Annotated in this window: 12 protein-coding genes; 4 read left to right on the top strand and 8 right to left on the bottom strand. The window is 51.8% G+C overall.

Annotation, left to right across the window (positions count from 1 at the left end):
* Nucleotides 1-1,289 precede the first annotated feature (1,289 nt).
* Entirely contained in the window at nt 1,290-2,726 is a 1,437-nt protein-coding gene (locus L6J37_RS19915; RefSeq protein ID WP_237796346.1) for a P-loop ATPase, Sll1717 family, read from the bottom strand.
* Between the two features lie 1,156 nt (nt 2,727-3,882).
* On the bottom strand, nt 3,883-4,602 hold the full coding sequence (locus L6J37_RS19910; RefSeq protein ID WP_237796345.1) for a helix-turn-helix transcriptional regulator: 720 nt from the start codon (nt 4,600-4,602) through the stop codon (nt 3,883-3,885).
* Nucleotides 4,603-4,656: 54 nt separating this feature from the next.
* Here L6J37_RS19910 and L6J37_RS19905 point away from each other — a divergent pair, with 54 nt between their 5' ends.
* On the top strand, nt 4,657-5,022 hold the full coding sequence (locus L6J37_RS19905; RefSeq protein WP_192017251.1) for a VOC family protein: 366 nt from the start codon (nt 4,657-4,659) through the stop codon (nt 5,020-5,022).
* 81 nt (nt 5,023-5,103) lie between these two features.
* On the opposite strand, the gene L6J37_RS19900 is transcribed toward L6J37_RS19905, so the two are convergent.
* The 6 genes from L6J37_RS19900 to L6J37_RS19875 are packed head-to-tail and all read right to left on the bottom strand — an operon-like array spanning nt 5,104 to nt 15,910.
* Nucleotides 5,104-8,925 (bottom strand): cellulose synthase subunit BcsC-related outer membrane protein, encoded by a 3,822-nt coding sequence (locus tag L6J37_RS19900; RefSeq protein ID WP_237796344.1) that lies wholly within the window; start codon nt 8,923-8,925, stop codon nt 5,104-5,106.
* Entirely contained in the window at nt 8,916-10,025 is a 1,110-nt protein-coding gene (bcsZ, locus tag L6J37_RS19895) for a cellulose synthase complex periplasmic endoglucanase BcsZ (RefSeq protein ID WP_237796343.1), read from the bottom strand. The genes L6J37_RS19900 and bcsZ overlap by 10 nt, the downstream gene beginning before the upstream one ends.
* A complete protein-coding gene (gene bcsB, locus L6J37_RS19890; RefSeq protein WP_237796342.1) occupies nt 10,022-12,310 on the bottom strand; it encodes a cellulose biosynthesis cyclic di-GMP-binding regulatory protein BcsB in 2,289 nt (762 codons plus the stop codon). Before bcsB ends, bcsZ begins: the two co-directional genes overlap by 4 nt.
* 3 nt (nt 12,311-12,313) lie before the next feature.
* Nucleotides 12,314-14,935: a UDP-forming cellulose synthase catalytic subunit gene (gene bcsA, locus L6J37_RS19885; RefSeq protein ID WP_237796341.1), complete on the bottom strand. Its 2,622-nt coding sequence runs from the start codon at nt 14,933-14,935 to the stop codon at nt 12,314-12,316.
* A 4-nt stretch (nt 14,936-14,939) separates the two neighbouring features.
* Nucleotides 14,940-15,725, bottom strand: a complete 786-nt coding sequence (bcsQ, locus tag L6J37_RS19880; RefSeq protein ID WP_192017256.1) for a cellulose biosynthesis protein BcsQ — start codon at nt 15,723-15,725, stop codon at nt 14,940-14,942.
* Complete coding sequence (locus tag L6J37_RS19875; protein ID WP_225445319.1) at nt 15,722-15,910, bottom strand: hypothetical protein; 189 nt, start codon at nt 15,908-15,910, stop codon at nt 15,722-15,724. Before L6J37_RS19875 ends, bcsQ begins: the two co-directional genes overlap by 4 nt.
* A gap of 483 nt (nt 15,911-16,393) precedes the next feature.
* On the opposite strand from L6J37_RS19875, the gene bcsE reads away from it, so the two are divergent.
* Genes bcsE through bcsG form a run of 3 tightly spaced genes read left to right on the top strand, consistent with a single transcriptional unit; the run spans nt 16,394 to nt 19,801 of the window.
* Nucleotides 16,394-17,974 carry a cellulose biosynthesis protein BcsE gene (gene bcsE / locus L6J37_RS19870; RefSeq protein ID WP_192017258.1) on the top strand — a complete coding sequence of 527 codons (1,581 nt, stop codon included), beginning with the start codon at nt 16,394-16,396 and terminating at the stop codon, nt 17,972-17,974.
* Nucleotides 17,971-18,117 (top strand): hypothetical protein, encoded by a 147-nt coding sequence (locus tag L6J37_RS19865; protein WP_192017259.1) that lies wholly within the window; start codon nt 17,971-17,973, stop codon nt 18,115-18,117. Before bcsE ends, L6J37_RS19865 begins: the two co-directional genes overlap by 4 nt.
* A 22-nt stretch (nt 18,118-18,139) precedes the next feature.
* Nucleotides 18,140-19,801: a cellulose biosynthesis protein BcsG gene (gene bcsG / locus L6J37_RS19860; protein ID WP_237796340.1), complete on the top strand. Its 1,662-nt coding sequence runs from the start codon at nt 18,140-18,142 to the stop codon at nt 19,799-19,801.
* The last annotated feature ends 38 nt before the right edge of the window (nt 19,802-19,839 follow it).

Here is a 19,839-nt window from a genome sequence, read left to right as displayed (position 1 = left end):
TGTTCTTTGCTGTGGGCCGGGACGGTTGTAGGCGCTCCCAGCGCCGACAACCTAAAAATTCGTCCTGAATTTTTCCCTAGATTGGGGGTAACTCTGGTTTGTAGCTCATGATTGGACAGATACAATTAAGAGCAGTTGCAACATTGTCGTTTCTTAGACGTCTGTTGGCTCGATTAATCTTGCACTAGGCATTTCGTCCGATAACACATGAAGTAAATCATTCATGGATATAAAGGCGAAGTGCATTAGTTTATGATTTTTACACTCTTCTGTGCTATGCGTTCTGGCCGCATACAAATCAGCCCACTTGGATCCTGAAATAATCAAAGTCGGATACGTCCAGCTCGTGAAATTTTCTGTTGAACATTTTGGGAGTGTGTCAGGTAGATCAATAAGTCCATATGACTCATCCTCCCATTGCAGGGCAATCGGCTTGTCGAAAGTAAGCTCAAGATCCTTGCCACAGCCTCCAATAACTCTGGAAAAATACATGACAATAATTAAGCGAGCACCGTGCTCAGAAACCCATTGGTAGGATATGTCTGAACATGGAGCATCAAGATCTTTAAATATTTCCCACTTAATGATGATTATCCTTATGCGCCTGGGCGAATAACTTGGGCTTCCTCTTATCAGGCTTAGCCAAATATAGCTTCAGTATCCACGGTAAAGATCATTAAGGCAATGCGTCCATTCACGAAACCACTACGGATTGCTTCGTTTCAGAGGATCAATAAACAGGTGTTTTCAGTGGGACAGAGGTATGTCGCGCTTAAGTTTGGTACATCTCTCAGCATTGTGTGACGCCGCACCAGTACTCTTTGGTGTGGTCCGGGACGGTTGCAGGCGCTCCCGGCGCTGACAACCTAAAAATTCGTCCTGAATTTTTCTCTGGGGTTGGGGATTACGTCAATGTGGCGCAGACGATGAACAAGCGATTTCAGGTAAAGCTGAAAGTATGTCGCGCTTGAGTTTGGTGTATCTCTTGGCATTGTGTGACGCGCGCCAGACACTCTTTGTTGGGCCAAAGAGTGCCCAGAAAAGCCCTTTTTGTTCTTTGGTGTGGACCGGGACGGTTGTAGGCGCTCCCGGCGCCGACAACCTAAAAATTCGTCCTGAATTTTTCCCTGTGGGGGATGGAATATCCTAATTTGTAACTCGTTTTTGGAAATTTCCGAGTTAAAGCCTTAACTCTAACTCATAAGTTTCGGATAAAAATTTCTATGGATGAACGCCTCGAACACGGGCGAAGTTTACTGCGTCCGCGTGTTTTGACTTGTTACAATTATCTATCGAAGGTTTAATGCCTTAAGCAGACCATTGTGAACAACGGAGGTCTTTCTAGGTGAAAATACCGCTTTTTTTCGTCTATGCTTCCACGCATAGCGAGGACTATCAAATTTTTCCCATACATTACCAATCCAAGAAGTACTGAACATAATACCGAGTATTTTTTCGGCATGTTCTTCATCAAGCCCGTACTCCTCTAGACTTTCTTTGAAATTCTTAGTTTCAAATCTTGGTCCAATCTCCGACAATATAGCCTCAACATTACTCCTCACATCCTCTTCAACTAAACCTACAAGGGCGTCGCTCAATTCTGATGCAAACCACTCTGAATATGAATTAAGAGCTGAGAATACATCCTGATCAGTAAATGGTGGCTCCTTTTTGATGGACTGCATAGCCCTAAAGAAACTAATTAGATCCCTAGGCAAATATCTTGTGCTATCCAAGACAAAGAGAATACTATCTTTTCCGGCTATTTCTGCTGGGAACCATTCTTTCCATAAATACTTAATATCTTTGTTAAATCCGGAAAGGTGGGCTCTACTTTCAATGACCTGCAAAAGATAACTATCAAATGGCCTTCCTTCTTTATCATACCAATCCAGTGCTATTCCGTTATCGTTGGCTCTTTTTGTAAGGTTAGGGTCAGGCACCAAATCAAGCACTTCATCACGAAACAAAATTATTACCTTACTGTTATTGCCTTTCTCAGAAAAGAAGTTGTTAACCTGTCTTATTGCTGCGACTAAATCTGCTAAGTAACCCGCATAATTTCGGCCATTTCTCAACAAATAATCTAGACCATCAAGTATCAAAAAATGTGACGCTTCTATCTTAGGGAGCTCAGAAAGAGCTAATTCAATGGACTCAACTAATTCTGCTGGGTCTTTAACTTTTGAATCACTAGACTTATCATATTTTCCTTGAATTGAAGAAATTGTAGCGGAAAATTTGGCATATAGCCCCTTTCTTGAAGTCTCTTGAACTACTTGTATCAGACTTTTGGAGCCAAGCAATCCATATTTTTTAAGGTCATCAAATAACGCTACTGCGGAGCTGCCAGAATCATTTATTAACCCATTGTCTTGGTAAAGTGATACAATCCGAATGTACAAAAGAAGTTTCCACACGGTCACGCTACCACCGATTTTTTCTCCCGATGTTCCCCCAGTTTTCTTTAAAAGGTTGAACTCGAATTCTTCTAGGTCGTCTACATCACAAAAGAAATCCCACTGTGATTTCGACATCGCTTTCAACTTTGAGGCAAGTGCAGATTTACCTGCACCTTTAGGGCCATAAACAAGGTACTTATTTGGCTTGAATATTTCTTTAGTAATACTGTTTATATCAACATACGCCGCTTCAATTAATTCAGGCGCATGAATACGTTCCTCTTGTGCATCTGTATATTCAAAATTAATTTCAGAGAATTTCACTTAGCCCCCTATATCCTTATGGATTGTAACGATCATAACGCAACAGCGCGTTTTTCCGAGTCCGTTGCCGTGGCTTGTTTTGTAAGAAGCAGATTACGTAAGAGGATCGTATGATGATGGGTTATTTGACTTCCTTGCATCTGAACTCTACGTATTCCGCCGACATTGAGAATGTTTGTTCCTCACTTGAAGCTGCCTAGCGGTGGCTGCGTGCAAGCTCTCTTCAACTGCGACGCTAACGCTTCAAACGTGCCTGAAAACAACAAGCTTAATCAACTTTGTCTCATTACTAAAATTTGGTCAATCTTTGGATGTCAGATTTAGCCTAAAATCACATGCTGAATCACTTTGGGGCAATAACGAGTTACAAGCCCAAACAGTGCCACTCCCCCAGGGAAAAATTCAGGACGAATTTTTAGGTTGTCGGCGCCGGGAGCGCCTACAACCGACCCGGACCACACCAAAGAAAACAAGGGCTTTCTGGGCACTCTTTGGCCCAACAAAGAGTGTCTGGCGCGCATCACACCATGCCGAAAGAAGCACCAGACTCAAGCGCGACATACCTCACCCAGCCTTAAAAGTCACACTCGCTGCACGGGAATAACAGCTTGAAAATGTACATTGATGGCACTTCCTAGGGAAAAATTCAGGACGAATTTTTAGGTTGTCGGCGCCGGGAGCGCCTACAACCGCCCCGGACAACACCAAAGAACCCAAAGGCATTTCTGGGTACTCTTTTGCCTCAAAAGAGTACCTGGCGCGCATCGCACCATGCCAAGAGAACCACCGAACTCAAGCGCGACATACTCACCCAGCCTTAGAAACCGCACTCGCTACATGGATTCCCGCCTGTCGCGGGAATGACAGAGTTGATGTCATTGATGCATGACTGAAATCGCTTTTGCCCAACAAGAATATCTAAATTCAAGAAACCCACTCCCCCAGGGGAAAAATTCAGGACGAATTTTTAGGTTGTCGGCGCCGGGAGCGCCTACAACCGCCCCGGACCACACCAAAGAACAAAAAGGCATTTCTGGTTACTCTTTGTGCCAGCAAAGAGTCACTGGCGCGCATCGCACCATGCCAAAAGAGACACCAGACTCAAGCGCGACATACCTCCCCCGTACCAAAATCCCCAGCCGTACCTTTATGCACCCTAGCCCTGACGCAGTCTTAACTCCTTCTCCCGCCACTCCCGAAACAACGCATGACGCCGTCTCGGATAGGCCTGATCCATCATCAAAGCATCCGCAACCCACTCCGTGCGGAAGTGACGAAAATCCTGCCGCAGTTCGCACCAGGCGGCGAGTACCCTGCCCTGGGCGAAATAGCCGATCGCAAACGGCCAGATCACCCGGGTGCTCTCTTTCCCATCGGCGGCGCGATAACGGATGGCGAGTTTTCTTTCCAGCCGGATGGCCTTTCTGAACAGGGTGAGATCTTCAGTGGCAAGCTCAGCCGGCGAGCCGACGCGCAGCGGCACCTCATTGGCGCCCTGCACCAGATCGGCGGGGAGCACGGCAGTGACTTTCGCCAGTGCGGAGTCGGCGGCGCTGGCCATAGGCACATCGCCAAAGGCTGAGACCCAGCGGACACCCAGCATGATGGCGCTGATTTCAGCTTCAGTGAGCATTAAAGGTGGCAGGAAAAATCCGGGCTTCAGTACATAACCCATGCCGGGTTCGCCGTCGATCTGCGCCCCCTGGGCCTGCAGTGTGGCGATATCCCGATACAGGGTGCGAATGCTGATGTTCAACTCGTCGGCCAGCCGCTGTCCGCTGACAGGCTGACGGTGCTGACGAAGAATCTGGAGTAGCTGGAGTAATCGTTCGGTACGCATATGCAAAAGGATACTGCCACTTTCTGACAGTGTCACGCGCTAATCTCAGCGCTGTACACACCGACGATTAACTCACAGAGGAAAGAGAGAATGACACCTAACCTGTTGCTGCTGTATGTGAAAAACCCGGAAACAAGCGCAGATTTCTATAGCCGCCTGCTTGGCCGTGAGCCTGTGGCGGCGCACCCGACTTACGTAGCGTATGAGTTTGAAAACGGCTTTAACCTGAGCTTGTGGTCGGAACAGGCGCGCAATTTTGTCTCCGGCGGCGAGGGCCACCGCAGTGAATTCGCGTTTATGGTGCCGGGTGACGAGCAGGTCAGGGCGCTGTATGACCAATGGCAGAATGCCGGTGTCGTGATTGAGCAGCCTTTGCATGACGCGGTATTCGGCCTGACTTTTGTGGCACTGGATCCTGACGGGCACAGAATCCGGGTCTGCACACCGGATGAGTAACAGGGAATAAGCCCTTGACCAACAGGCGCATCAGCATGCGCCTGTTGTTATTTGTTGCGATGTCAGTGACGGTTGCGGGTATCAGTCAAAATCGCTGTACAGGCGGGGCACTGAAGGCGGGTAATCGATCGGTTGCCAGCGATCATTGAAGGTAAATCGGGTATACAGCATAAAATGGTTTGGCTCGTAAAAATCAGAGCGCTGCAAGTCCACGGCGACCCCGACATACCAGCGACTGCTGACCCGCTTTTCCAGTGCGCCTTCCAGTGAATAACCAAAACCGCCACCTTTATCTGATTCACCGTCCGACTGATAGGGCGCATCTTCTCGCGACCAGGAATTGGACACAGAAGCGCTGACCAGATAAGACCAGCTGCTGTCGTAGCGGCCATAATAATTCACCGGCAGCGACAGCGACACATAGCGCTGCGGGCTGTAATAGCCGCCGCTGCCCAGTGTGTACTCGCTCAGGTTTTTATCGTAGTCAAAATACAGCAGATTGGTGCCGATACTTAAACGCTGATCATCCGTGGCAATCAGTTTGTAATACCCGCCGCCCAGCAGGGCCAGCCGGGTGTTGTCGGCCACCTTTTCGCCAGTGATCAGATGATGTTGCACACTGCTCCAGAACCCGTACGGGCCGCCAATGTCCCAGCTGGCATTGAGTTTGACACCTGTGCTGACCACACCGCCCCAGAGTGTCCCGGCTGGGTCAGCATTTATTGCTCCTGAGTTACCATCAACCGGAGCAGATCCCGGCACACTCATCCCGGCATACGACAGCACACTGCTGGTTTCCGGTCGGCGCGACAAGGTGCCGGACACACCGAAATCGCCAATATCCCCCTCAAGCGTGACGCCGCCCACCCAGGTTGACTGCGCAAAGCCCAGCGGTGTGGTGCCGATATCGGCCTGCCAGTTGTCCGCCTGCCAGCCGATGCCAAAGGCCAGCCCGGTGTCACGGGCGCGCAGCGGCTCGTACTGCGCATTGGAATCGTCAAACTTGTCGTAATAGTCCAGATCGCCGGAGTCGAGTGAGACATAATCGGCCCGCATGATCAGATGGCCGTCCCATTGTTCGAGTGGGATCCGCGCTTCGATCGGCACCTGACTGGCCTTGTTTTCCCCGTCACGGGCGCTGTAATCCCAGCCGATGATGAGGTGGCCATCGCTGCGATCGCGCAGACGGTCGATGTCAGCTTTAACATTACGGGTCAGCCAGTAATCCTCGGCCTCTTGATACAGCGTCCGTAAATCGGGTGGTTGGGTCTGCACCACCTGTCCATCCGCGCTTTTTTCGATGCGATCCGCATTCAGTGCCTGATAACCTCGCTGCTCTGCCAGCGCCCACTGCTGATTATCCATCGCCAGGGCCATGCTGTTACGGTAATCCATCGCATCCGCGTCTGGCCGCTGGCTCAGTAAGCGGTTCAGTTCACGGGCTTTGTCATCTTCGCCCTGACGGTTCATCACAGGGGCGGCGGCCATTAATTGTCTGGCCGTCAGCAGGGTTCGACTGCCATACAGCTGCTCAGAGACCGGCTGATAGACAGCCTTATCTCCCAATGCGGCACTGGTTTGTAACACGCCAAGCCGGGCATCGGTACGGTAAGGCTCGGGGGCAGGTTTGGCTCCGGTGAGCACATTCTGATAAAGCGCCTGCGCCCGGCGAAACTGCCTTTGTTCAGTCAGGATCGCCGCTTCTGCCAGCAATCGCCGGGTATTAAGCGTACCCAATACGGCAAGCGATGTGACGTCCCGCTGCCCGTTAACACGCGCCTGCCCCTGCTTGTCCAGCCACTGATCAAAGGCACTGAAGTGCTCCAGCTCTATCATCAGCTCACCATAGCCAAGCTGGGCGGTGTCCGACCAGGCGTCGCTCGGGGTTAACTGACGGTAAAGATTCTCAGCCTGCTGGCGTTCGCCTAAACCGGCCCATGTCACCGCCAGCCGCGACAAAACGTCTGGCTGACCGGCATACTGCTGCGCCAGCGAATGCAGTTGCTGGCGCACGGCATCCGGGTTGGCCTGATAGCGGACAGACAGATCAGCCAGTGACTGATCAAGGCGCAGCCGCAGCAAATTACCCTGCATGGCCTCACTGCGTCTGGCAGCAGGCACACGAGACAGCACGGCAATGGCCTCATCGTCCCGGCCGGCCTGACTCAGGTATAAGGCGTAGGCGAACTGCATCTCCGGGTCGCGGCTGCCGGCGGCCCATTGCTGCATCAGAGCGTCAGCCCGGTTGCGCTGCCCGGCAGCGACTAAAGCATCGGCAATATCGCGACGCTGCCAGGGGGAGGAAGGATCCAGTTGGAGTAATTGTTTGGCAAATTGCTCTGCAGCCTGAGTGTCATTCTCAGCCAGCGCGCTGCTCAGCTGTTGCACCACTAACTGGCTTTTCATCTCCAGTAAGGTGCCGCGAATTTGCCGCCGCTGGGCCGGGGGCAACTGCTCTGCAAAGGTAATCGCCGCCGCCAGCCCCTGGCTTTCCAGTGTCAGATTCACTAGGCCGCGCACAATCTGCGCATTACCGGGATCACGCTGCAAAGCTTGCCGGTAAGCCTGTTCAGCGTCAGCAAATTTCTGCTGCTGCTGATACAGTTCTGCCAGTTTGAGGTAAGCATAGGGTTCAGCGGCATTCACTGGCATGGCTTTCTGATACGCGCGCGCTGCCTGATTCAGTTGGCCTTTTTGTCTCAGCGCATCACCTTCATCCAGATACGCCCAGTAAGAAGACGCTTCCACCAGCGACTGCCACTTACTGACATTGTCGGGATCATCGTCGAGCTGCTGCGCCTGTCGGAAGTAATCCAGTGCTTTACCCTGCTGCCCCTGGCGCAGGTACACCATGCCGAGGCCGCCCAGAATGTCAGGATCGTCCGGGCGCGTGGTTAAAGCGTATTCCAGTTGTTTTTTGGCTTGCGGGTATGTCCCTTGCTCTATCAGCGCCAGCCCCTGTAGTTTGGCCAGATAGGTGGGATCTTTGCGCAGCGTCTGCTCAGTTTCCCAGCGAGCCTGCGCATTGCGGTTGGCGCGATTGATAGCGGTATCAGACGGAAAATAGCTGGCGACAATGCCGTACTGTTCGGCCACTTCTGCCGATATCGGCTGCTGATCCAGCGCGCGCAACCAGGCATTGGCGGCCACTGTGCCGATATCCGAACGCAGTGCCAGCTGGCGGTAAGTCGCCAGAATCCAGGGATCGGCAGCATCGCGGCGGCGAATATGGTTTGCCAGCGCCAGCTGAAATGAAGGCACGCCGGGATACGCGGCATTGAGCTGCTCCAGCCCCTGCTTCACGCTTTCCCAGCGTTCACTGAGACTGCTTTCAGCCTGCAGGTATTCCAGCTGCAACTCGGCCGAGGGCATCCCATTGGGGAACAGCGCATCATAGGCTTTCAACGCTTGCTCATAACGACCGGCGCGCACCAGTAATCTGGCTTGCTGCAAGTCGGCTTTTTTGCGGCCGTTAATGGCAATCAGATCATTCAGCGCCTTGAGCTGCACCGACTGCGGCGAGCTGGCTCTTAACTGATTTCGGACTTCCTGGGCCTGCTGAAGCTGGTTTTGTTTGATCAGCAGCCGTGCCTGGTAATACAGCCCGTCCGGGTGCCGGCTGTCAATCGCCAGTAATCGCTCCAGCGCACTCTCAACGATATCATCGCGACCTAACGCCGTGGCCAGCTCAATCTGATTAACCAGAAACGCCACCGAACTGTTATCTGATGGCACGGCGGAAAATGTGGTCACCGCGTCTATCGGCTGATAGACCTGCTCAAGCTGCTGCGGTGTCAGAGGTGTTGCCGGCACAATACCGGCGTAAGCGGACAGGCTGATTGACCCGGCGCTGAGACCCAGTGCAATCAGAATACTTGCGTTTAGCGAAACAGTTACTGACATCCCTTTTCCCATGCTGGCTCCAGTTCACCCTGTACGCCGAAGCGATAACGTTGCTGGTGCCAGCCTTCGCCAAACAGCGCCAGCACATTGTCGTAATAATGATCGTCCTGGTTTCTGATGAGGTGCTGGGCTGCCCGCCCGGCCTGAGCCTGCAACAGCGAGGTTTCACCTGACGCGGCCAGCAAGGGCAGCATGGCGGCAGAAAATCCGGCACTGCCCTGCTCCTGATACTGGCCCGACTGAGTGTTCACCGTGCGTGGCGGGGCCGACAAAGCCGCAGTAGCCGCCACCATGGGCTGCATTGCCTTCACCAGTGTCGTTTTATCTTTCGAATCTTCGCTGAGCATGCCTGCCCATAAGTAGGTACGAATGGCGTTATAGCTGCCCACCGGCCCGGTTTGCTGATCTGCGGTGTAGCGGCCGTTGGCCAGCGTGGCCCAGTCCGGACTGAAACCTGCAGGCATAGTGCCCAGAATCATGGCAAGGCTGGTGCGGTACAGCGACGTCCAGCGGTATTGCGGGTAAAGGTGTGCCATCCGGGCAATCAGCTGCAGCGGCAGGTAACTCGGATTGACCCGATACTGACCGTTCTCCAGTTCAAACCCCACCGAACCCGGCAGCAGCACAGTGCCCAGGCCGTCGATATCCACGGTTTCTTCACGCAATATCCGGCTGGCCATCAAATGGCCCAGCGACTGGTAGTAATGGTTATTCCAGAGGCGGCCCGCTTCTGCCAGCGTGTACGCAATCCAGAGATCTGAATCTGAGGCCGGATTATCATCCAGCACGCCCCAGCGTCCCGATGGCTGTTTTCCCCACAGCCAGGCCGGCAAGCGCGCCGTCAGATCGCCTTCTGCCAGCTGGCTTTGCGTCCAGTCCAGCATGGCGGCAAAGGCCGGTTTGTCATTGGCTATCAGGGCAAAGAACAAGCCGTACGACTGACCTTCGGATGTGGTGATCCGGCGCTCGTCACTGCCATCGATCACACGGCCATCGTTCAGGTAAGCCGATTTGAACTCTTGCCATTGCGGCCATTCACAGCGGTTTGCCAGGCTGTGGGAACTGAACAGCAGACTCAGCACAATTATCAGGCTTTTCATGCCTCTTCCCCGCTGCGTGCCAGTCTTCTGGCGGCAATTTTCCGCAGCACCCGCCACAGGAAGACAGTGACAATCACCACCAGCAACACCGCCAGGCTGGCGACAAGCACAGGGTGATTGGAGAAGTGATACCAGATCAATTTCAGCACCGGCAACTTGCCGACAAAATAATGCTGGCCGACGTTATAACTGGCCACTTCCTGATCACGCAGGATCACCACAGAGCCTGACATGTGCTCCACTTTCCCCGAATCAATGATGGCATTATCCACCAGGCTGAATGCCTGCGGACTGGCAGCCATGATCGCAACCAGACTGCGCTTCTTGGTGAACGGAGATTCCATGCCTGTGATGGCGGCAAACTTGCCGCTGGCATTGACCGACACCAGATCGACAGCCTCCGGATTGTCAGACGCCCTGCCCAGCCAGTTCATGCCTGATAAGGTTTCGTTGCGGCCCGGCAGGCGGATCTGGCGCAACCCGGACTGCAGAACCAGATTCACCTGATCCGGTTCGCCAATCGCCTGAGTGAGTTCCTGTGCCACACCTATGCTCAGGATATCCTTGCCTTTCAGCGTCGCGCTGTCCCACTGGTCTGTCACCGTGACCTTGATAGCCGGGTAACCGACATCCGCACCCAACCGGCCCATGACATTCAAAAAGGTTTGCAGCGCTTCAACTGACGAAGAGGCGGGCAGAACCACTGCCGTGTCCGACAAGTCTGCCATGCGGGTAAACGGGAACCCGGAGGTTGCAAAGGAGCGCAGGTTCGGCATCTGGATATAATGCGGGAAGCCACTGAAATCAATGGTCGAGTCGCCGTCAACCACGGCATACTGTTTGCTCGGCTGAGTGATCTGGCAATTCCCCTCCGTGACAGAGGCAAAGCCAAATTCGAAATCGATGAAATTTTTACTGCCCACTTTGAACGCCGGAATCCGTACCCGGTCGCTGCCGCCCAGCAAACCGTCATCCAGTAATGGCACCCGGACACGCTTGGATTCACCACCCTGACCGGCTGTTGTCAGGTTGAACGCTTCGACAAACTCATCGTTGATCCCCAGAGTCAGCCGAGAGCCAGAGTTATCTTTCATTGGCGGCGAATAACGGTACTGCAGATCCATAGCAATACCGCGGCTCTGCCAGGTGAACAAATCCGGCGGCAGCTGAAAACTCAGCCGTACCGGTGGTGGGGTGCGGCCTTCCACCTGCAACTGACTGCGCTGTTCCACCAGCTCGGTGAACGCCACGGGCCTTGAGGTATCAACCCAGTTGGGCGCGTCATAAGGGACGCGCTGTTTGACCTGAAGCACCTGATTGATCTTCGCCATTGGCCCGGTTAACAACTGGGTACCCAGTGCCAGCCCCTGAACCGCGGTATTGAGATCCTGACTGTCGCGCCCCTGCACCAGCAGCAGCTTGACATAAGGGTTGGTCGGATGGGTGATCACCTGTAAATACGGCCCGTCGGCATCCGGGAAGTCACGCAGAAAATCGGGTTTATTGTCATTAGTGACAAACACCACAGCATGCTGCTCTGGCAGTTGATCGAACAAGAGCGAAAATTGCGCTCCCCGCCACCCCGACAGCGCACCAAAATGAGACGCCAACACACCCGCCGCTTTTATCTCCGGCAGATCATAGTCAGCCCCCATAATGACCGGCAGGGTTAACCTGCCAAAATCACGGGGATCAAAAAATGGCGCCGGCAATACACTCAAATCGCTTTCAAGCTGGGTTTTCTGCACAAACAGTTCGACCCGGCTGCTCTGGCTGATCTCCGCCCAGATACTGGCATCATTGGGGTTAGAGCAGGTTTTATGGGTGTTACCAATCAGCTCAAACCGGATCTGGTTATAGTTACTGAAATAACGTGAGTCCAGCGGCATAGACACGCTGCTTTTTTTGCCCTGCTGGCCATCCGTGACCGGCACGACCCCCATCAGCTCATTGTTGAGGTACACCTTGATGTGAGACACCAGTGCCAGCAGCGCCGGGGATGACGTGACATCAAAATGCAGGTTGGCTTTGGCTATCACCTCATCCAGACGCGATCCAAAGCCGACATTGGCGTTGGCTTCACTGCCGTAAATACCGATAGAGCCATTAAAGCCCAATTGTGAGAAGGGCAGATCTCGCTGGATAACAGCCGAGTGAATATGTGAAGGCGTCGTGACTCCCGCTGAATCGGTGTTAACTGCCGTGGCCTGCGCACTGGCCATTGCCGCCGTACCCAGACTGCTGAGTATGGCAACCGTTGTTTTTATTGTTTTATTGATTTTCATTTTTTAAGCCCTGTTGGGGACATTACGTGGTCTCAGTGACCAAATCAGGCCACCAAAGAGTGAAACACCCTGTGCCAGCGCAGCAACTGGTGCCGGGCTGTGCTGAATCAGGCGGCGGTATCCGTTCCAGCCGACCTGCAGCACAGATTTCATACTCGACATGGGCTTATCAGACTGATAAGACTGCTGCCACTTCGCCCAGATGTCTGCTCTGGCAAATGTACATTGCACGTACTGAATTTGCTGCTGCGTGCTGAGCTCACTGAGCTGCAGCCCCAGCATACCTTTGCCGCTAAAGGCGATGGTTGCCGGAAATACATAGGATTGCAGACCGCGACTCAGCACCACCTCCAGTATCTGATTCACCTGAACATCCAGACGCTCACTGTCCTGCTCACCCAGCTGGACTCGCAAGCCACTGAGCGAGAAATCTTTCATTTCAGCCTGCAGCAGGTGTCCGGATCTGAGTCTCACCGCCACCGGCATAGAAACGTCAACCCGGTGATCACGGCGTATTTGCTTGGCTTCAACAGCCACCGCCACTGCCGCGCCGAGGATCAGCAGGTTGTAGAGGGTCCAGACAATATTCACCAGCACAGTGGCCACTTCGTTCTCCGGCCCCCATCCCAACCGGTACAGGCCCATGCCGAGCCCAACCACATTCAGCAATACCAGCACCAGATAGGGCCGGGAAATCACCCAGTCATAATGGGATTCTTTAACCAGCCCGCCCTTGGCGGTGACATTAAATTGCCCTTTATGCGGGGCAAACAGTGCCACTGTGGTCGGGCGCGCGATATACCAGGCCAGGACGGTTTCATACACTTCACCCCAGAATGAATATCGAAACTCCCCCTGCATCCGCGAGTTGGTCATACTGGCATGCACCATGTGCGGTAACACGTACAGAATGATCGCCAGCGCCGGTGCATAAATAATGAAGCTGTGTAGCAATAAGAACGCCAGTGGCGCGGTCAGGAAAATGATCCTGGGAATGCCCGACAAAAAATGCAGCATGGCATTGGCATAACACAGCCGCTGGGACAGCTTGAGTCCTTTGCCGGTCAGCGGATTATCCACCCGGAAAATCTGCGCCATGCCCCTGGCCCAGCGGATTCGCTGGCCGACATGCGCCGACAGGGTTTCCGTTGCCAGACCGGCTGAAATCGGTTGTTTCAGATACGCCGAGTGATAGCCCAGACGGTGCATCCGCAGTGAGGTATGCGCGTCTTCAGTGACTGTCTCCACCGCTATGCCACCGACTTCTTCCAGTGGCCCTCGGCGCAGAACGGCGCATGAGCCGCAAAAGAAAGTGGCATCCCACAGATCGTTACCGTCCTGAATCAGGCCGTAAAACAAGTTGCCTTCGTTGGGCACATCGCGAAAATTGGCCAGATTACGCTCAAACGGATCCGGCGAGAAAAAGTGGTGTGGTGTCTGAATCAGCGCCAGTTTCGGATCTTTCAGGAACAGGCCCATTGTCAGCTGAAAAAAGGCTCTGGCCGGAATGTGGTCACAGTCAAAGATGGCCACAAATTCTCCCTGTGAGCGCTGCAGGGCATAGTTAATGTTGCCCGCTTTGGCGTGCTCGTTCGTTGGCCGTCGCAGATAATGCACGCCAACTTCCTGGGCAAAATCGCGAAAACTGTCTCGCTTACCATCATCCAGAATATAAATATTCAGCTTATCCTTTGGCCAGTCGACGCCCAGAGAGGCGTACACAGTGGCACGCACAACGTCCAGATCTTCATTATAAGTCGGTATCATTATGTCAATTGTAGGCCAAACTTTTGTCTCTGGTGGCAGTGCAACCGGTTTTCTGTTCAGCGGCCAGATATTCTGAAAGTAGCCTAAAATCAGCACGATCCAAGAGTAAGTTTCTGCCAGTAACAGTAAAACGCCCAGTATGAACGCCAGAGGATCGTCCCAGTTCAGCGTAGAAGAATAGCGCCACCACAGATAGCGGCACGAAGCTGTGACCGACAGGATGATCAACAGCAAGGTCGGAAAATGGCCTGACATTCGCCGGCACATCATGGCCAGCGCCCACAACAACAGAACAAACACCATCTGGGCTTCCAACCCGAACGGCACGGTAAAACAGATCATAGCAAGTGAGACCACTGCTATCAGCAGCAGAACATTGATCATCCGCCCGGTTTTGGTTTCTTTCAATACCGCTTTAAGATCTTCCGTGTCGGCGTCGGTCGCTTTTTTTTCCAGCCATTCAATAAGGCTGGCAATGCGCCCCAAGGGTAAATAGAAAATGCCTTTCACACGGCGGATCAGCTGTTTGGTGCCCGCCTGCAGCTGGGCTTTAAGATGGCCCGGCGATTGCGGCCTAACACAGAGCAGCCACAGGCTCTGCAGCGCAAAACGCACAGGATCCAGCAACGAAGGGGAAGCAAAATTGATGTGCGGGTAGTAAATCAGAGGTAAACGCCATGCAGGCACGCCGGCAATCTGCGGCTTGAGGCACACAAACGCAAAGGTAAACCACAACCCGAGTATGAGATTTCCTGTGTGGGAAGCAGGTGTATTGCGCTCGCGCTCATAAGCAAGCTTGTGCACTTTGAACTGCTCAATAACCCAGGATTTAAAAACCAGATTTAAGGTGTTGAACATAGGCTCAGGAAACACACTGGATGGCTGACAATTGCGACACGCACCAAAAGGCGAGTGACTGATAATCTTTTGCCGCCTGGCTGGTTGGGGCAAACTGCTGCACTGTGGTCAGATTTGCCACACTGTCCATCAGAGCGATGTCCCGGTGTAACAATACCGGTGACATTTCAGCGCCAAGCTCTCTTTTCATCACCAGCATGAAATCGCGGCTGATCTCGGTTTCAGGCTGATACTGATTGAGCACATAGCGCACTTTGGCTGAGACAGGCGCATCGTTAAAAACAGCCTGGGTTTCGAAAACATCTTGCAGCACGCTGTAACAGGCGGCATCAGGGGTTAGCACCACCAAAACGGTATCAAAAAAATAGCCAAAGGCTTCATCCTCCAGTAACGCCAGATCCGACGATCCCAAATGAATCAGTTGCCAGTGATCCTGATTGTCACCCACCTCAAACCGCCCGAGCGCTTCAAGGATCTCAGCCAGATAAGGGCCGCGGTTAGCCTCAAACTGTCTGGCGTTATGCAATGGCAGTTGGCCAAAAGGCAAAAAAGTCACACCATTGGGACTTTCAAAGCCCGCTGACTGCCAATCGGTATTCGCACACATGTGACTGGCCCACCCCTCAACGCTGGAAATAGGCAATCCGAGGTGTAAACGCAGCAAATTAGCATCAACAGCATCAACCACCAGCACATTTTTCTGTACTTGCACTAGTGCCTGTGCCAGATTTGCCGTGACTGTTGTCGCCCCGGCGCCGCCACGCAAGCTGAGAATCCCGATCCTTTTCATACCATATCGGCCTGGCTGCTGTTTTCAGTTCTGGCTTGCTTTGTCCCGTGAGGTGATTTTTTACTTTTTAATATCAACCACTTATTTTTTACTTTTGAATAGGTCTCGCTTTCATTTAATTCGACATAATCATGATTAGTCATGTTATAAGACGCATAAATTGCATCAACATCTTTCGCAGGCATTACCACAATAATTCACCACTACTTAATAGAATTTATCAATGCCATTAATACAAACTATATTTAAGTACATAATTTTCAAAGAAACAAACAGGCACTAACGTTTATTACATTATCGCCTGTTCATTATTAACATTTGGTCCACAAAAAAATCATGTCCCTATTTATTAGATTTAATACTTGCAGCTATAAACGCTAATGACTGTGACCGGAAAACAACGATAATATTACAGTTAATTATGTATGCCTTTCGGTTCATAATCAAATCTCATCATCAGTACATTGCCCACATGTAAAACGAACAGTTCTTTATAGGTTTCAGTCGGTGCAAAGATAAACCAGATGAATGATTCGACATTTTGAGTAAATTCTATATGATCTTATTATATTAGTAACATCTTTTTCTGTCGTGTTCTTACTGTGATGGTGCCTCTGCAAGCTTAAAGAAGCGGGAAAAGTGCCGATAGCGAGCAACTGGTATTTTATATGTCTACAAATCCAGACTTTACACACTTTGTCGAAATAAACAATTTTCCGTCTGTTTATGTCAATCTTTTTGCCCAAAAAACTCTGGCCATTAATTATCTGACATCAATCATTAAACATAATAAAAACAATAGTTTCACTTGCTTTACAAACAAAGATAATTTTTACTCCGGCCTGAGCGAGCAAGATGGTAGTCAAATTTCAGCGGCGTTACAGGAAAAGTGTAAGAAAATCTTATTTCTGAATCGGAATAAAAGCCAAAATGGTATCCATTTTCATTTGCTGCTCGATGATATCATCAAGTTAAAAGCCACGAAAAAATCGCTCGCCGTCCTTTTTGTACCGGATATATTTTTCGCCAATATTAATAAAGATAATCTCACTATTGTTTTAAAAAAACTTAACGATCACGCAACCAGCAATGATCTGACTATTCAACTTCTGGTGTACGGCTCTATAACCTCCACCTCACTGAAACCGGCGTTACTGGCACTGAACCACCACCTGGCGGGGCTGGCTTCCATGAGTATGATCAGTGACGACAAATACAGCTACCAGGTACATTTCTGGGCGAAATCCGATGGTGTTCAATCCGATAAAACATTCGTTGTGCAGAAAACGGCCCATGGCGTGCTGGCTGCCGTGCCGGTGTCAACACCCAATATTGCGGCACTCAGCAGCCAGGATGACACGGCGCTGATTGTGATGAGTCATGCCGTTGTGGATGACGATATCCCGCTTCCTGCGCATGTCCAGCTGGCGGCGAACAATGCAGAGATCATCAGTGATTTAACAACCCCACCTTCAACGACATTGATCTTGTCCTGCCAGTCGCCGGAGGAGATCCGTCAGTTGGCTGTCGACTGCCTGCATTTACGGCAAAAAGCCGGGCCGCGGCTCAAGATCATCATCAGAGAAGTCAGGCAGTGCCTGCGCTATGCCGATGAAACCTTCCTGCTGAGTGCCGGCGTGAACCTGATTGTACCTTATCACCTGCCCTTTTTAAGGATGATGAGCCAGGTTGATGCGATACAAGGGCAACGCATGACACGCCTGCTGCCAGACAATACTGAAGAGCTGCTGTTAAACGACCCGAACTATAATGCCAGGGGATACTTGGACAATCAGACTTTTATCCAATATTGCCATACTGTGATGCAGCAATTTACCTCGCCTCAGCTGGACGTGGTGTTGGTTAAACTCAAGCTGCTGCCAGGAATGCAACCGGATGAGTGTCTGCGGCTGTGCCATATCCGGCGTGATGGCGATGTGATTACCGCCTGCCACCATGCGTTATATGTTCTGTTCAGCGCCATTCGCCAAACGGATATCCATACGGCACTCAATAATATTTTTGATGCGCCGGTGCGGGATCTCTTCCAGACCGTTCGCGTCATCAGTGCGCATCATGATCTGGAAAAAGAGCTGGAAGTGGTCGGCAAAGAGGCACTGACTGTGTGTGCCGACATAAAAAAAATCACCACTGAACCGGCTATTTTTGCAGAAAACAATAGCACCGAGGATAAGATGACGGCCCTTTTTGCCGCACCCAAACGCATTCGATTAAAAGGTGAATCATGAACATTGATGATTTTCTGCTCACTGCAGGGTTAAGCCTGTTAACAGGCATGGTACTGGGTTATTACCTGCGCCACCTGATCACACTGGGCAAGCGTTTCCATCGCAAGTATTTCGGGCGTTCCCGCTACTTTGAACAAGACTGAATTTTATTACTAAGCAGAGACTATGACGATTACACTCTCTTCTCATTCATCACAGCAGGTTAAAGGACTGGGGTGGTGGAATGTTTATTTCATTGCAAAGTTCGCCCTGTATCTGCAGGGCACGATTGATTTCCATCCGCTGGAAAACATAGCGCTGGCTCTCTTTCTATTATTGCCGCTGCGTTCTCGCCTGCTGGCAGCCATCAAGATCGTCATTGCAGTACCTGCCGCGGCCTGGTTGCTGCACTATGATTCTTTTCTGCCGCCTTTAGACCGCCTGTGGGCGCAAATGAACCAACTGATGCATTTCGAATGGGGTTATCTGTTCGAATTGGCAGGCCGGTTTTTCTCTTTCCAGGCGCTGCTGGGCCTTTTTGCCGTTGGCATAGGTTATTACCTGCTCAATCGCTTTTTACGTGTATCGGTACTGGTCATGGCGGCGATGCTGTTTTTCAGTCTGCCATCCGGCCAGATAGCGCCTGTGATTGCAGATCAGGGCACGGTTGAGAACAATACCCCGATCACCCGGCCTGCCGGCAATGCCAATACCAATGCCAATGCCAATGCCAATGCAGCCAACGTGCCGGCGGGGACGGATGATGCCTCCCTGAACCAGTACGTGACTGAATTTTTTTCCCGTGAATCAAAACGACAAGTCCTGCTGGATGACAACGCCGTTAATGCAGCGCCCTTCGATCTCTTATTCCTGAGTATCTGCTCAGTCGCCTGGGACGATATCAATATCGCCGGGCTGGACGATCATCCTTTGTTTAAAGAATTCGATATCCTTTTTGATCAGTTCAATGCGGCAACCTCCTACAGCGGGCCAGCCGTGATCCGTCTGCTGCGAGCCAGTTGCGGGCAGGAAAGCCACAGCCAGCTCTTTGCGGGTGCACCGTCTGAGCAGTGCTATCTGTTCGAAAACCTGAAGCAGTTGGGTTTTGAAGAAAATCTGGTGATGAACCACGACGGGATCTTCGACAACTTCCTTGAATTGATTAAAACCGAAGGTAATGTGGTGGCAGATCTGATGCCACAAACGGGTTTTAGCCCGTACCAGAAGTCTTTTGACGGTGCACCGATTTACCGCGATAAAGACGTATTGAATCACTGGTGGCAGCAGCGCCAGCAAGCAGGCAGCGACAAAGTTGTGGCACTCTATAACACCATTTCCTTGCATGACGGTAACCGGATCATTCACGGTAACCAATCCACCGGGCTGGTGAGCTACAAATTGCGGTTGAAAAACCTGCTCGACGATCTGTACGCTTTCTTCCAGTCGCTGGAACAATCGGGCCGCAATATCGTGGTGGTACTGGTGCCAGAACATGGCGCAGGTATGAAAGGCGATCGGATGCAGATAACCGGGATGCGGGAAATTCCGTCGCCTTCAATTGTACATACCCCTGTTGGCTTAAGAGTTTTTGGCAAGAACATCGTCCGTACCGGCGAGACAGCGCGTGTGGCATCACCGTCCAGCTATCTGGCGTTATCTCAGCTCATTGCCAATGTTTTAGAGCAAAACCCGTACCTGAGTGGCAGCGTCGACCCTGCCTCGCTGATCAGTAACCTGCCAGCCACACCTGTGGTGGCTCAAAACGAAGGCTCTACTGTCATCAGAGTTCAGGGAAAAAACTACGTCACACTGGATGGCAGCAGCTGGTCTGAATACCCGTCGAAATAACCGACGGTACGCAATGGCATTGCCACGCCCCAACCGGG

It is taken from the genome of Photobacterium sp. WH77, from assembly GCF_022014395.1.
Lineage (GTDB): Bacteria > Pseudomonadota > Gammaproteobacteria > Enterobacterales > Vibrionaceae > Photobacterium > Photobacterium arenosum.
This window is presented reverse-complemented; position numbering and strand designations above follow the sequence as displayed.

Coding starts and splice junctions, on each gene's coding strand:
- L6J37_RS19905 (WP_192017251.1), top strand. CDS start 4,657: ATGACACCTAACCTGTTGCTGCTGTATGTGAAAAACCCGGAAACAAGC.
- L6J37_RS19900 (WP_237796344.1), bottom strand. CDS start 8,925: ATGTCAGTAACTGTTTCGCTAAACGCAAGTATTCTGATTGCACTGGGT.
- bcsZ (WP_237796343.1), bottom strand. CDS start 10,025: ATGAAAAGCCTGATAATTGTGCTGAGTCTGCTGTTCAGTTCCCACAGC.
- bcsB (WP_237796342.1), bottom strand. CDS start 12,310: ATGAAAATCAATAAAACAATAAAAACAACGGTTGCCATACTCAGCAGT.
- bcsA (WP_237796341.1), bottom strand. CDS start 14,935: ATGTTCAACACCTTAAATCTGGTTTTTAAATCCTGGGTTATTGAGCAG.
- bcsQ (WP_192017256.1), bottom strand. CDS start 15,725: ATGAAAAGGATCGGGATTCTCAGCTTGCGTGGCGGCGCCGGGGCGACA.
- L6J37_RS19875 (WP_225445319.1), bottom strand. CDS start 15,910: ATGCCTGCGAAAGATGTTGATGCAATTTATGCGTCTTATAACATGACT.
- bcsE (WP_192017258.1), top strand. CDS start 16,394: ATGTCTACAAATCCAGACTTTACACACTTTGTCGAAATAAACAATTTT.
- L6J37_RS19865 (WP_192017259.1), top strand. CDS start 17,971: ATGAACATTGATGATTTTCTGCTCACTGCAGGGTTAAGCCTGTTAACA.
- bcsG (WP_237796340.1), top strand. CDS start 18,140: ATGACGATTACACTCTCTTCTCATTCATCACAGCAGGTTAAAGGACTG.